Source organism: uncultured Escherichia sp. (assembly GCF_948475835.1).
GTDB lineage: Bacteria > Pseudomonadota > Gammaproteobacteria > Enterobacterales > Enterobacteriaceae > ECMA0423.
The window spans coordinates 20,443-33,375 of record NZ_CAOLGM010000006.1; the positions used below are offsets into that span (position 1 = coordinate 20,443).

12 protein-coding genes are annotated in these 12,933 nt (G+C 53.2%); 2 read left to right on the forward strand and 10 right to left on the reverse strand.

All coding sequences use genetic code 11. From position 1 onward, the window contains the following. Window positions 1-5 precede the first annotated feature (5 nt). From artI to QZF50_RS02410, 3 genes are all read right to left on the reverse strand, one after another. Window positions 6-737, reverse strand: a complete 732-nt coding sequence (gene artI, locus QZF50_RS02400; protein WP_000756569.1) for an arginine ABC transporter substrate-binding protein ArtI — start codon at window positions 735-737, stop codon at window positions 6-8. Window positions 738-754: 17 nt separating this feature from the next. Continuing rightward, window positions 755-1,483 (reverse strand): arginine ABC transporter ATP-binding protein ArtP, encoded by a 729-nt coding sequence (artP, locus tag QZF50_RS02405; RefSeq protein WP_000027205.1) that lies wholly within the window; start codon window positions 1,481-1,483, stop codon window positions 755-757. A gap of 217 nt (window positions 1,484-1,700) precedes the next feature. Continuing rightward, complete coding sequence (locus tag QZF50_RS02410) at window positions 1,701-2,216, reverse strand: lipoprotein (RefSeq protein ID WP_001270740.1); 516 nt, start codon at window positions 2,214-2,216, stop codon at window positions 1,701-1,703. 125 nt (window positions 2,217-2,341) lie between these two features. On the opposite strand from QZF50_RS02410, the gene QZF50_RS02415 reads away from it, so the two are divergent. After that, window positions 2,342-2,665, forward strand: a complete 324-nt coding sequence (locus QZF50_RS02415; protein ID WP_001160737.1) for a heavy metal-binding domain-containing protein — start codon at window positions 2,342-2,344, stop codon at window positions 2,663-2,665. After that, complete coding sequence (gene amiD / locus QZF50_RS02420; protein ID WP_001255144.1) at window positions 2,662-3,492, forward strand: N-acetylmuramoyl-L-alanine amidase AmiD; 831 nt, start codon at window positions 2,662-2,664, stop codon at window positions 3,490-3,492. Before QZF50_RS02415 ends, amiD begins: the two co-directional genes overlap by 4 nt. On the opposite strand, the gene QZF50_RS02425 is transcribed toward amiD, so the two are convergent. The 7 genes from QZF50_RS02425 to lysO all read right to left on the reverse strand — a co-directional run bounded on the left by QZF50_RS02425 (window position 3,489) and on the right by lysO (window position 12,606). Beyond that, the gene (locus QZF50_RS02425; RefSeq protein WP_001338420.1) at window positions 3,489-4,502 is read right to left on the reverse strand and encodes an NAD(P)-dependent oxidoreductase; all 1,014 of its coding nucleotides are present in this window, start codon (window positions 4,500-4,502) and stop codon (window positions 3,489-3,491) included. The genes amiD and QZF50_RS02425 overlap by 4 nt on opposite strands. A gap of 98 nt (window positions 4,503-4,600) precedes the next feature. Then, a complete protein-coding gene (locus QZF50_RS02430) occupies window positions 4,601-6,031 on the reverse strand; it encodes an SDR family oxidoreductase (RefSeq protein WP_001136554.1) in 1,431 nt (476 codons plus the stop codon). Window positions 6,032-6,041: 10 nt separating this feature from the next. Continuing rightward, complete coding sequence (gene ltaE / locus QZF50_RS02435; RefSeq protein ID WP_000566372.1) at window positions 6,042-7,043, reverse strand: low-specificity L-threonine aldolase; 1,002 nt, start codon at window positions 7,041-7,043, stop codon at window positions 6,042-6,044. Between the two features lie 36 nt (window positions 7,044-7,079). After that, complete coding sequence (poxB, locus tag QZF50_RS02440; protein WP_061892231.1) at window positions 7,080-8,798, reverse strand: ubiquinone-dependent pyruvate dehydrogenase; 1,719 nt, start codon at window positions 8,796-8,798, stop codon at window positions 7,080-7,082. Between the two features lie 132 nt (window positions 8,799-8,930). After that, a complete protein-coding gene (gene hcr / locus QZF50_RS02445; RefSeq protein WP_000178677.1) occupies window positions 8,931-9,899 on the reverse strand; it encodes an NADH oxidoreductase in 969 nt (322 codons plus the stop codon). An 11-nt stretch (window positions 9,900-9,910) separates the two neighbouring features. After that, complete coding sequence (gene hcp, locus QZF50_RS02450) at window positions 9,911-11,563, reverse strand: hydroxylamine reductase (RefSeq protein ID WP_000458817.1); 1,653 nt, start codon at window positions 11,561-11,563, stop codon at window positions 9,911-9,913. A gap of 143 nt (window positions 11,564-11,706) precedes the next feature. Continuing rightward, window positions 11,707-12,606: an L-lysine exporter LysO gene (gene lysO / locus QZF50_RS02455; RefSeq protein ID WP_000491142.1), complete on the reverse strand. Its 900-nt coding sequence runs from the start codon at window positions 12,604-12,606 to the stop codon at window positions 11,707-11,709. Between the last annotated feature and the right edge of the window lie 327 nt (window positions 12,607-12,933).

A 12,933-nucleotide genomic window follows, 5' to 3' on the forward strand; every position in this document is an offset into this window, starting at 1 on the left:
AGGAATTACTTCTGGAACCATTTGTTGTAGATGGTTTCGTAAGTGCCATCTTTCTTCACTTTTTCCAGCGCAGTGTTGAGTTTCTGCTGCAGCTCAGTGTTGCCCTGACGTACCGCGATGCCGAGGCCAGTGCCGAAGTAATCTTTATCGGTCACTTTGTCGCCCACCGCCGCCAGTTTCGGGTTATCTTTCAGCCATTCGGTTACCACTGCGGTGTCACCGAAGACGCCGTCGATACGCCCGTTTTGCAGATCCAGTTTTGCGTTCTGGTAGCTGTCATACGGAACGGTAGTGATTTCCGGGTGCTTATCCATAATGAATTTCTGGTGTGTCGTCCCGTTCTGTACGCCGACTTTTTTGCCTTTCAGCTGATCAACACTGGTGTATTTGCCTTGCTGACCCACAAACAGGGCAGAGTTGTCATAGTACGGGGTGGTAAACAGCACCTGCTTTTCACGCTCCGGAGTGATATCCATGCCCGCCATCACGGCTTCTACGCGACGGAATTTCAGGCTTGGGATCAGGCTGTCAAACGCCTGGTTAGAGAAAGTGCAGGTTGCATCAATCTCTTTACACAGCGCTTGTGCCAGGTCGACGTCAAAACCAACGATCTGGTTGTTTGCATCAATCGATTCAAACGGAGGATAGGATGCTTCGGTAGCAAAACGAATGGTTTCGGCAGCTGTGGCGGAAAGACTAAAACCTGCAATTAACGCGGCAATCAGAACTTTTTTCATTGTTGTTATCCCGAATCTTAGTGAGAGAGATAGTTTTTAAATGCTTCGGTTTGTGGCTCGGTAAAGCAGCTCGCGTCGCCTTGTTCTACGATATGACCATTTTCCATATACACCACTCGGCTGGCGGTTTTACGCGCCACTTCAACTTCGTGGGTGACGATCACCTGGGTAATATTCGTTTCTGCCAGCTCACGAATGATGCTGACGATTTGTGCCGTAATTTCCGGGTCCAGTGCGGCGGTCGGTTCATCGAACAGCAGTACCTGCGGTTCCATCATCAACGCACGGGCAATAGCAACACGCTGCTGCTGACCACCAGAAAGATGCAGCGGGTAACGATCGCTATAAGGTTTGAGACGCAGACGTTCCAGCAGTTTTTCTGCACGGGCCAGCGCCTGATCTTTACTCAACCCCAGTACACGGCAGGGCGCTTCAATCAGGTTTTGCTGCACGGTCAGATGCGGCCACAGGTTGTATTGCTGAAACACCATGCCAACGTTACGACGCAAATCGCGAATCGCTTTGTCAGAGGGTGTTTTGGTAAAATCGAAATGGTTGCCTGCAATGTTGAGCGTACCGGAGCGCGGCATCTCAAGCAGATTGAGTACACGCAGCAGCGAGCTTTTACCCGCGCCGCTGGGGCCAAGTAACACCAGCGTTTCGCCCTGTGGGCAATCCAGCGTGATATCGAACAGCGCCTGATGCGCGCCGTAGAAGCAATTAATGCCGTTTAATTGAATACTCATTGACACTCGTATACTGGCAGTCTGATAGCTATTGAGGTCGAAGATAGTACCTTTGACAGAATAATTATGCAATATTTCTGCTTTAAAAGTTAAAAGCAAAGCGCATTATTCAATAAACATAGCACAAAATAACGGGGGCGGTGGTCGGTGAGCATAAATGTCGGCATTCCTCACGAAATGCCGGACAATTTACGGGGTTTATTGGTTGATCAAGGCGTTAGCGATTCTCGATGGACTGACGGAGCGTACCCGCTGTGGCATGAACGCTGCCGCCTAAATAGCGTACATCGTCGATCACCCAACACTGGCCTTCCTGAATCATTAACACTTCATCCTGCCAGCTCTGATCACCCTGTTTTAGATCCACACGCAGAGGAATATTTCGCGCATCACGATTCGGGATTGTTGAGGCACTGGCAACACGGGCGCTCTCTGGCAAGGTTGTGCGACTGGAGAATGGATCGTTGGTCAGTAGTTCCCGATGGTTATTATCCCGGGAGGCATCGCTAAGCAGTGTCGCCAGTTTGTCGCTCAGATAAGGGCGCAAGGCGGTGATGTCGTTGCTGCGGTGCAAAATGCGGTAGTCATAAAATTGCTGGGCCACGTTATCCGGGCCTCCTTCAACGCAAGGACCACTGCGTGTGCCGTTATCTTTATAAGCTGGAGTGACTGTGGTGCAGGCACTGAGGAGCAGTGCGCAGGGGATAAGCATTGTCAATTTGCTGTAGCGCATAATGATTTCCTTATAAGCGATCGCTCTGAAAGCGTTCTACGATAATAATGATATCCTTTCAATAATAGCGTATCAGTCTGATAATGCTTTAGAGATCGAAGGCTTAACAAACAAGGAGATCGATCATGCAATTTTCTACAACCCCAACTCTGGAAGGCCAGACCATCGTTGAATATTGCGGTGTGGTGACCGGCGAAGCGATTTTAGGTGCCAATATTTTCCGTGATTTCTTTGCCGGTATCCGCGATATCGTTGGCGGACGTTCCGGTGCGTATGAAAAAGAACTGCGTAAAGCACGGGAGATCGCCTTTGAGGAATTAGGCTCCCAGGCGCGGGCGCTGGGAGCCGATGCCGTCGTCGGTATTGATATCGACTACGAAACGGTCGGGCAAAACGGCAGTATGCTGATGGTTAGCGTCAGCGGTACGGCGGTGAAAACGCGTCGATGAGAAGAGTCTTCTGGCTGATCGCTGCCGCTCTGTTACTGGCAGGGTGTGCAGGCGAAAAAGGCATTGTCGAGAAAGAGGGATATCAGCTTGATACCCGACGCCAGGCGCAGGCGGCGTATCCGCGCATTAAAGTGCTGGTGATCCACTACACCGCAGATGATTTTGATAGCTCGCTGGCGACACTGACCGATAAGCAGGTCAGCTCGCATTATCTGGTCCCTGCGGTACCACCGCGATACAACGGTAAACCGCGCATCTGGCAACTGGTGCCGGAACAAGAACTGGCCTGGCATGCGGGGATTAGCGCTTGGCGCGGGGCAACGCGCCTTAACGACACCTCTATTGGCATTGAGCTGGAAAACCGTGGCTGGCAAAAATCGGCCGGAGTGAAATATTTTGCCCCGTTTGAACCGGCACAGATTCAGGCGCTTATTCCACTGGCGAAAGATATTATTGCCCGTTATCACATCAAGCCGGAAAACGTAGTGGCACATGCGGATATCGCACCGCAGCGCAAAGACGATCCGGGGCCATTATTTCCCTGGCAGCAACTGGCGCAGCAGGGGATTGGTGCCTGGCCGGATGCGCAGCGGGTTAACTTTTACCTTGCCGGGCGCGCGCCGCACACACCGGTAGATACCGCGTCATTGCTGGAGCTTTTGGCGCGCTACGGTTATGACGTTAAACCTGATATGACACCGCGCGAGCAGCGGCGCGTGATTATGGCATTCCAGATGCATTTCCGCCCGACGTTATATAACGGCGAAGCGGATGCAGAAACTCAGGCGATTGCCGAAGCATTGCTGGAGAAATACGGGCAGGATTAGCGCGGCAGTTTTCCGTGGTCGCGTAGCCAGGCGGCAGTTTTCTCGATACCTTCATCCAGGGTGATGACCGGCTGATAACCTAACTCTTCCTGCGCACGCGTAATATCCAGCGTAAAGTCAAAATTCAACTTGGAGACGCCGTAGTGGGTCAGCGGCGGCTCTTTTGCTGACTTGCGGCCTAAACGCTCCATGCTGCGGGCGATCATATCCAGCATCGGGTAGGGGACGGAACGAATACGACAGTCAATATTCAACTCGTCGATCAGCTTCTGCACGATGCTGCGCAGTGTGCGATGCTCGCCGTTGGTGATGTTGTACACACGCCCGGAAGGTAGCTTATCGCAGGCTTCCTGGCTTGCCAGCCACATTGCGTGCACGGCATTTTCATAGTAGGTCATATCGACCAGCGCACTGCCGCCATGCGGTAACAGAATACTGCCGTAGTGGTGCATCATATGCGCCAGACGGGGAATAAAGACTTTATCGTGCGGTCCGAACAGACTTTGTGGGCGCAGAATAGTAAAGCGCGTTTGTGGATTCGCCTGCGAAAGCATATTGATCACTTCTTCGCTGGCTGCTTTGCTGCGGGCAAACTCGTTGGCGAAGCGGTGAGGGCGAAAATCTTCTTTAATATCGCGATGGTGGTGATAATCGAAGTACAGGGAGGGGGAAGAGATATGAATAAAGTTACGCACACCCCAGGCGACAGCCCATTCACCCAGGCGGCGAGTGGCGCGAACGTTAGCCAGATCGAAAGCCTGTTGTGTCCCCCAGGGTGAGGTAAAGCTGGAGCAGTGCCACAGCGTATCAATGCCCGCGAGCATCACTTTAGCTTGTGATGAAACCAGCTCGGTCAGATCCGCCGGAACAAACTCTGCGCCCATTTTTTCCAGCAATTTGCCCATTGCCTCGTTGCGACCGGTCGCTCGCACGCTGATGCCTTTCTGGCATAAAAACTCTACCGCGTTTCGACCTAAGCCGCTGGTGGCGCCGGTAACCAGTACCTTCATATCAATCCACTGTTGTTGAGAAAATAACGTGCGCATTCTTCCGTGATTTCCCCCATGATGCAATGGGAAACATGAAAGAATAACGCAGGTTTTGTCGATTAATCTGTGCTTTGTTCTGCCAGTCTGGCGATTTGTTTTGCCATTCCGCGAAAAATAAACAGATGCGCGGGGATCATCAATAACCAGTAAAACAGCCCCGGCATACCGTGCGGATGCCAGAAAGCGCGGACATCGATAGTACGATAGTCGCCTTTATCTTCCAGGCTAAAACACAGTCGTCCCAGCCCCGGCGCTTTCATGCCAAATAACAACGTAAGTTGTTTTTCCGGTTCAACGACAATCACTTTCCAGCTATCTACCGCATCGCCAGTCTGTAAATATTCGCGCTCCGGGCGGCCTTTCGCCAGCTTATGACCGATCGCGCGGTCCATCAACGCCCGTGTCTGCCACAAAATATTGCCAAAGAAATAACGCTCTTTACCGCCGATTTGGTTCACTACCTGCCATAAAGCAGCAAGGCTGGCGGACGTTTTAACGGTAAACCCCGCCTGTTTGGCAAAATAACCGTACTCCGGTCGCCAGCGGGCAAAGGCCTGAGCGTCGTAGCCCCAGTCGCTGGAGTTGACCAGTTTTTCCTCCTCTTTCAACGTGCTACGTACCGCGTCATCGAAAGCGATCAGCCGTTGTGGGATGAGGGCACGTAGCGCGGTATCATCCGCCAGCAGATCGTGTTTCAGCCCCTGAATCAACGCCCTGGCGGTGGTGGGCGGTACGGAAGTAATCACATTGAGAAACCACACCGAAATCCAGCGGGTGGGGAGGGGGATGGGGATCAACCAGCGGCGCTTACCGCTCACCGCCATAAAATGTTCAAACTGTTGCTGATAACTGAGCACCTCTGGTCCGGCGGCTTCGAAGATGCGGTGTTCGCTGGCCGGATGATCTAACAACGCCACCAGATAGTGCAGCAAGTTTTCCAGCGCGATGGGCGTGGTGCGTGAACGTACCCAGCGTGGCGGCGTTAACACTGGCAGGTTGTAGACCATATCGCGCATGACTTCGAACGCCGCTGAACCTGCGCCAACGATAATTCCGGCCCGAAGTTCGGTCACAGGTACATTCGCTTCACGAAGAATGTCCGCCGTAGCCTGACGAGCACGCAGATGATCCGACTGCTCATGTGGCGGGGCCTGCAACGAACTGAGAAAGATTAATTGCTTAACTGGTACTTCACGTAGCGCATCGCGGACGTTGAGAGCCACCTGGCGCTCCTGAGCGATAAAATCGCCGCCTTCGCCCATGCTGTGCACCAGAAAATAGACGGTATCGATATCCTGCAACAGGGCCGGAAGGTTATCCGGCCAGCTGAGATCGACTTTATGGCAACTGACGTTTGCCAGTTGCAGCTTTGCAAGCCTGTCGACATGACGTGCCGCCGCCAGGATCTGATGCCCTTGCTGGCTGAGTGTGCGCACCAGATGCTGACCAATGTAGCCACTGGCACCGAGAACTAAAATGCGTTGCGGCACGTCTCTCTCCTTAACGCGCCAGGAATGCGCGCCAGTGGGCGGCGACTTCCGCCAGTTGTTCGCGCGAGACGTCAAGATGCGTCACCAGGCGGACAATCGGCGAGGCGTTAATCAGCACGTTTCTCGCTTTCATGTATTCGCCTAACGCGGCAGCATTTTCTTCCCCGACGCGAACAAACAGCATATTAGTGTCCTGACGCATCACATCCGCGCCTGCTTCACGCAGTTGCTCCGCCATCCAGGCGGCGTTGTCGTGATCTTCCTGCAACCGTGCGACGTTATTTTTCAGCGCATACATCCCGGCGGCAGCCAGAATCCCGGACTGACGCATCCCGCCACCGGCCATTTTCCGCCAGCGGATGGCACGTTTAATGTAATCACGATTACCGACGAGTAATGAACCGACTGGCGTCCCAAGACCTTTCGACAGGCAAATGGTGAACGAATCACAATATTGCGTGATCTCTTTCAGTTCGCAGCCGTAAGCCACCACGGCATTAAAGATGCGCGCACCGTCAACATGCAGCGCCAGATTGCGCTCGCGGGTAAATTCCCATGCTTCTTTCAGGTATTCACGCGGCAGCACTTTGCCGTTGTGGGTGTTTTCCAGACTGAGTAATTTGGTGCGGGCGAAATGGATATCGTCGGGTTTGATTTTCATCGCCACTTTATCCAGCGGTAGCGTGCCGTCGGCAGCCGCGTCGATGGGTTGCGGCTGAATACTGCCCAGCACCGCTGCGCCACCGGCTTCAAACAGATAGTTATGCGCGGCCTGACCGACAATATACTCTTCGCCACGTTCACAGTGACTGAGCAGAGCGACCAGGTTGGCCTGAGTGCCGGTAGGCAGAAAAATGGCGGCTTCTTTACCGGAAAGCTCTGCTGCATAGTCCTGCAGAGCATTAACGGTAGGGTCGTCTCCGTAAACGTCGTCCCCAACCGGGGCGGCCATCATCGCTTCGAGCATGGCGCGGCTCGGTCGGGTAACGGTATCACTGCGTAAATCAATCATGGCATGTCCTTATTATGACGGGAAATGCCACCCTTTTTACCTTAGCCAGTTCGTTTTCGCCAGTTCGATCACTTCATCGCCGCGTCCGCTGATAATTGCGCGCAACATATACAGGCTAAAACCTTTGGCCTGTTCGAGTTTGATCTGCGGTGGAATGGCTAACTCTTCTTTGGCGACCACCACATCCACCAACACCGGACCGTCGATAGAGAAGGCGCGTTGCAGGGCTTCATCAACTTCAGACGCTTTTTCTACACGGATACCCGTAATGCCGCACGCTTCGGCAATGCGGGCAAAGTTTGTGTCGTGTAGTTCGGTGCCGTCAGTCAAATAGCCACCAGCTTTCATCTCCATCGCCACAAAGCCCAGCACGCTGTTGTTAAAGACGACAATTTTCACTGGCAGTTTCATCTGCACTACTGAGAGGAAATCGCCCATCAACATGCTAAAACCGCCATCGCCGCACATGGCGACCACCTGACGTTCTGGCTCTGTCGCCTGCGCACCCAGCGCCTGCGGCATGGCGTTAGCCATCGAACCGTGGTTAAACGAACCTAACAGGCGACGCTTGCCGTTCATTTTTAGATAACGTGCCGCCCACACCGTTGGCGTACCAACGTCACAGGTGAAAATAGCGTCATCGGCGGCAAAATGACTAATTTGCTGCGCCAGATATTGCGGGTGAATGGCTTTCTCGCTCGGTTTAGCTAAATCGTCCAGCCCTTTGCGGGCGTCGCGGTAATCTTCCAGCGCTTTATCCAGAAACTTGCGATCGGCTTTTTCTTCCACCAATGGAAGCAATGCACGCAGAGTCGACTTGATATCGCCGACCAGTGCCATATCCACCTTGCTGTGAGCGCCGATGCTGGCTGGGTTGATATCAATCTGAATGATTTTGGCATCGGTCGGGTAGAAGGCGCGGTAGGGAAATTGCGTGCCGAGTAGCACTAACGTGTCGGCGTTCATCATGGTATGGAAACCTGACGAGAAGCCGATTAACCCGGTCATTCCAACATCATACGGATTATCGTATTCGACATGTTCTTTACCGCGCAGGGCATGAACAATAGGCGCTTTAATTTTCCCGGCAAACTCAACTAACTCTTTATGCGCCCCCGCGCAGCCGCTGCCACACATCAGGGCGATATTGCTGGAATAACGCAGCAGTTGCGCCAGTTTGCGTAACTCTTCTTCTTCCGGCGTCACGACTGGTTGTGGCGCATGATACCAGTGCGTGGTTGCCCCTTCTGGCGCAGGTTTTAACGCCACGTCGCCTGGTAACACGACAACCGAAACGCCACGGTTAAGCACCGCTTTGCGCATGGCAATCGCCAGTACTTGTGGGATCTGCTCCGGGCTGGAAACCAGCTCGCAATAGTGACTACATTCGCGGAATAGCTCTTGTGGGTGGGTTTCCTGGAAATAGCCGCTGCCAATTTCGCTGGAGGGAATATGAGCGGCAATCGCCAGTACCGGAACGTGATTGCGGTGGCAATCGAACAGGCCGTTGATTAAGTGCAGGTTGCCGGGGCCGCACGATCCGGCGCAGACCGCCAGTTCTCCGCTAAGTTGTGCTTCAGCGCCAGCGGCAAAGGCCGCCACTTCTTCGTGGCGGGTGGACATCCACTCGATGGTGCCTATGCGATTAAGACTGTCACTAAGACCGTTCAGAGAGTCGCCAGTGACTCCCCAGATGCGTTTCACCCCTGCCGATTCGAGTGTTTTGGCGATATAAGCTGCAACCGTTTGTTTCATGGTTCTCCATCTCCTGAATGTGATAACGGTAACAAGTTTAGTTCATCTGACGGAGGGGGAAGGGATGGGAGAGAAAGGAGGCACTAACGGTTAAATAGCCCGATGAAAGGAATGTCATCGGGCATAAGGCGATTATGCGAGAACCAAATCCCCCTGCGGATGGCAGGAGCAGGCCAGTACGTAACCTTCAGCGATTTCGGCGTCGGTCAGCGTCATTGTACTGCTCACCGTATATTCACCGGAAACTACTTTTGTCTTACAGCAGCCGCAAACACCCGCACGGCAGGCAGCGACAACCGGAACGTTATTGCTTTCCAGCGCCTCCAGTAGCGTGGTGCCAACCGGGGCGTAAAATTCTCGTGCCGGTTGCAGTTTGGTGAATTTCAGACCGCTGGTCGCCGCTTCTGCTACTGGGGTGAAGAATTTCTCTTTAAAGAAACGCGTCACGCCGAGCGCTTTCACTTCCTGCTCTACCCAATCCATATACGGAGCCGGGCCGCAGGTCATCACGGTACGTGAAGCTAAGTCAGGTACACCTGCCAGCAGTTCGCGAGTGAGACGACCAGCGATAAAGCCTTCGGTAACGTTATTTTCTGCCACCAGCGTTACCGGATAGTTACGCCACTCATCGGCGAAAATAACATCCTGCGGCGTACGCACGTTGTAGATCACCCGCACATCGGCCTGTGGACGGTTCTTCGCAAGCCAGCGACGCATCGACATAATCGGCGTGACGCCGCAGCCTGCCGCCAGCAACAGGAATTTATCTTCTGCTTTATCGTCGCAGGTAAATTCCCCCATCGCGTCCGAAAGCCAGAGATAATCACCGCGTTTTACATCGCGCGTCAGCCACTGGGAGCCGACACCGTCATCAATCCGCCGCACGGTCAGGGTGATATATTCACTCACGCCTGGCGTGGAGGAAATGGTGTAAGCACGCAGCGTTTCCGCTGAGTTTCGCACGCTGACCAGTGCATATTGCCCGGCGCGATATGGGTAGTAATCGTGGCAAATCAGGGAAATCGTCCACACATCCGGCGTTTCTTGCGTAATGTGATGAACCTGCATCCGCCACGGGCATTGATTCGTTGGCATCGTCATCGACAAACTCCTTACGCGCTCAACAGTTGCTTCATGTCTTCTTCAACAGTGGTGATAGAACGCAGGCCAAATTTCTCGTTCAGCACCGCCAGCAGGTCTGGTGTCAGGAAACCAGGTGCAGTCGGGCCGGTGACGATATTTTTCACGCCCAGAGAAAGCAGCGTCAGCAGAATGACGATCGCTTTCTGTTCAAACCAGGAGAGCACCAGCGACAGCGGCAGATCGTTGACACCGCAGCCCAGTTTCTCTGCCAGAGTGACAGCCAGAATAATCGCTGAGTAAGCATCGTTACATTGACCTGCATCTACCAGACGCGGCAGACCTTCGATATCGCCAAACTCAAGTTTGTTAAAGCGATATTTACCACAGGCGAGGGTCAGGATCAGGCAGTCATCCGGCACGCTGGTGGCGAAATCGGTGAAGTAGTGGCGCTCGCCGCGTGCGCCGTCACAGCCACCAAGCAGGAAGATATGACGCAGTTTTTCACGGCTAACCAGATCAATCAGCGTATCGGCTGCACCAAGCAGCGTCTGGCGACCAAAGCCCACGGTGATCAGGTGAGGAATTTCGCTGTACGGGAAGCCCGCCATTTGTTGCGCCTGGGCGATGACCGCAGAAAAATCTTCGCCATCCAGATGACGCACACCCGGCCAGCCAACGATGCTGCGGGTCCAGATACGATCGTCATAAGCGCCTACGGTTGGGTCGATGATGCAGTTCGAGGTCATCACGATGGGGCCAGGGAAACGAGCGAACTCCACTTGCTGATTCTGCCAGCCGCTGCCGTAGTTACCGACCAGATGCTTGAATTTACGCAGCTCCGGGTAGCCATGCGCAGGCAGCATTTCGCCGTGGGTGTAAACATTAACGCCCGTGCCTTCGGTCTGTTCCAGCAGGTTGTAGAGATCTTTGAGATCGTGACCGGAAATCAGGATGCATTTACCCGCCGTCGCTTTGACGTTGACCTGGGTTGGCGTCGGGTGACCGTATTTACCGGTTTCGCCTGCATCCAGAATGCTCATCACTTTGAAGTTCATCTGGCCGATTTCCATTGAACACTCAAGAAGCGCGTTCATATCGGCAGGCCAGGTCCCCAGCCACGCCATGATTTTATGATACTGGGCATAAATATCGTTGTCGTATTGACCGAGAACATGCGCGTGTTCCATATAGGCCGCTGCACCTTTCAGGCCATACAGGCACAGCAGACGCAGGCCGAGAATGTTTTCGCCAATCGCCGCTTTATCTTTGTTAGGGGTAAATTCTGCTGCCTGACGTTGCAGCTCGCCGAGATCGTCGCTCACCAGTTGCAGGTCAGCCATCGGGTTATCGACGCGCGCGTTGGCATCTACAGCCAGGCATTGCGCTTTCAGCGCCTCGCGCAGGGCAATCGCTTCACGAGCGTAGCCGACAATACGCGGAGAATCGAAGTTAACGTTGGTCAGGGTTGAGAAAAAGGCACGTGGCGCGAAGCTGTCAACATCGTGGTTGATGATGCCGTATTCACGCGCTTTTACCGCCCAGGCAGAAAGCCCTTGCAGCGCCGCGATGAGTAAATCCTGAAGGTCAGAAGTTTCCGCCGTTTTACCACACATCCCCTGCGCGTATGAGCAGCCGTTTCCTGCCGGAGTACGGATAGTTTGTTCACATTGCACACAAAACATGATCACACCTTTTAAAGTTATATTTAATATACATGTTTAAGGTTAAGACGCTTAACGCGGGGATAAAAGGGATTTTTCATGCAACTTTAAGGGAGATTGATTTAGCGCAATTTTGGCGGCAGGGATCTACCGCCAGAGAGGTATTACGCAGAGAAAAAGGCGATGAGGATCGGCACTAACAGGCTAAGAATAAAACCGTGAACAATTGCCGCCGGGACCATATCCAGCCCGCCAGTACGTTGAAGAACGGGCAGGGTGAAATCCATTGATGTGGCACCGCATAAGCCCAGTGCAGTAGAGCGGCTGCGGCGAATCAGCCCAGGGATCAACATAATAGCAATCAGTTCACGGGCCAGATCATTAAAAAACGCCGCGCTCCCGATTACCGGACCAAAAGATTCGGTCAATAAAATACCGGAAAGAGAATACCAGCCGAAACCGGAGGCCATTGCCAGCGCGGTATTGATGGGGAGATCAAGAATAAAGGCGTTAATTAAACCACCAATTAATGAACTGACAACCACCACCACGGCGACAATCATTCCCCGGCGATTAAGGACAATCTGCTTTAAGGTCATGCCATTATTGCGCAACTGAATACCAACGAGGAAAAGTAGCAAAATTAACGTGTATTCACTGGCTTCGGTCGCGTGTTGTAAGAAAGCCAGTCCACTCAGACCAATGGCAAAACCAATCACTACTACGCCGCACAGTTTTAGCGACTCCAGCGCCATCGCAATACGCGACGGGAGTTTTTCTTGCTGATGGTGGTTGCGCCACGGCAGGCCTCGCTCCAGCCACATCAGGGCGGCAATATTACACAGTAAAATAACGGTAATACTGACGGCAGAATAATGCAGAATCGCCAACAGGTTACTGGCGAGGTTATCGAGAAACGCCAGACTGATACCCATAAAAAAGAGAATAAGGTAAACCATCCAGCTTAATAGCTGATTAATAACTTTTAACGCAGCTTGTTGGCGAAGCGGAATGAGGTAACCCACAATCAGGGGAACCAGAATGATTAACAGCCCAGAAAACATGAAAACCCAGTCCTTGCAAAGATGAAGTCGAAATGCGCGATGACACACTACTGAAAGCGGAAGGACGAGTAAAGTTGCAATTAAAAGGAAATGTTATGCATCAGAGGGGGATTTTTAATCCTATCTGAGTGTTTAGCATTGTTGCGCTCCTTTCATGTGCAATGCCATATAAAGCCACTGGCGCAGGGAGCGCGCAGGGGGCGGCCAGTCGCCGCCGCCCCCTGCACCCCCGGGCTCTGGCGAACAAAATCGCCGCTGCGCGGTACCTTCAGCTTATCCCCTTCGGCTACCGGGTCGGGCGCGAGGTAACGTCCTGTAAGACGCGCC

What these genes read in the sequence shown, in the direction of transcription:
- artI (WP_000756569.1), bottom strand. Translation starts at nt 737, where the DNA reads ATGAAAAAAGTTCTGATTGCCGCGTTAATTGCAGGTTTTAGTCTTTCC.
- artP (WP_000027205.1), bottom strand. Translation starts at nt 1,483, where the DNA reads ATGAGTATTCAATTAAACGGCATTAATTGCTTCTACGGCGCGCATCAG.
- QZF50_RS02410 (WP_001270740.1), bottom strand. Translation starts at nt 2,216, where the DNA reads ATGCGCTACAGCAAATTGACAATGCTTATCCCCTGCGCACTGCTCCTC.
- QZF50_RS02415 (WP_001160737.1), top strand. Translation starts at nt 2,342, where the DNA reads ATGCAATTTTCTACAACCCCAACTCTGGAAGGCCAGACCATCGTTGAA.
- amiD (WP_001255144.1), top strand. Translation starts at nt 2,662, where the DNA reads ATGAGAAGAGTCTTCTGGCTGATCGCTGCCGCTCTGTTACTGGCAGGG.
- QZF50_RS02425 (WP_001338420.1), bottom strand. Translation starts at nt 4,502, where the DNA reads ATGAAGGTACTGGTTACCGGCGCCACCAGCGGCTTAGGTCGAAACGCG.
- ltaE (WP_000566372.1), bottom strand. Translation starts at nt 7,043, where the DNA reads ATGATTGATTTACGCAGTGATACCGTTACCCGACCGAGCCGCGCCATG.
- poxB (WP_061892231.1), bottom strand. Translation starts at nt 8,798, where the DNA reads ATGAAACAAACGGTTGCAGCTTATATCGCCAAAACACTCGAATCGGCA.
- hcr (WP_000178677.1), bottom strand. Translation starts at nt 9,899, where the DNA reads ATGACGATGCCAACGAATCAATGCCCGTGGCGGATGCAGGTTCATCAC.
- hcp (WP_000458817.1), bottom strand. Translation starts at nt 11,563, where the DNA reads ATGTTTTGTGTGCAATGTGAACAAACTATCCGTACTCCGGCAGGAAAC.
- lysO (WP_000491142.1), bottom strand. Translation starts at nt 12,606, where the DNA reads ATGTTTTCTGGGCTGTTAATCATTCTGGTTCCCCTGATTGTGGGTTAC.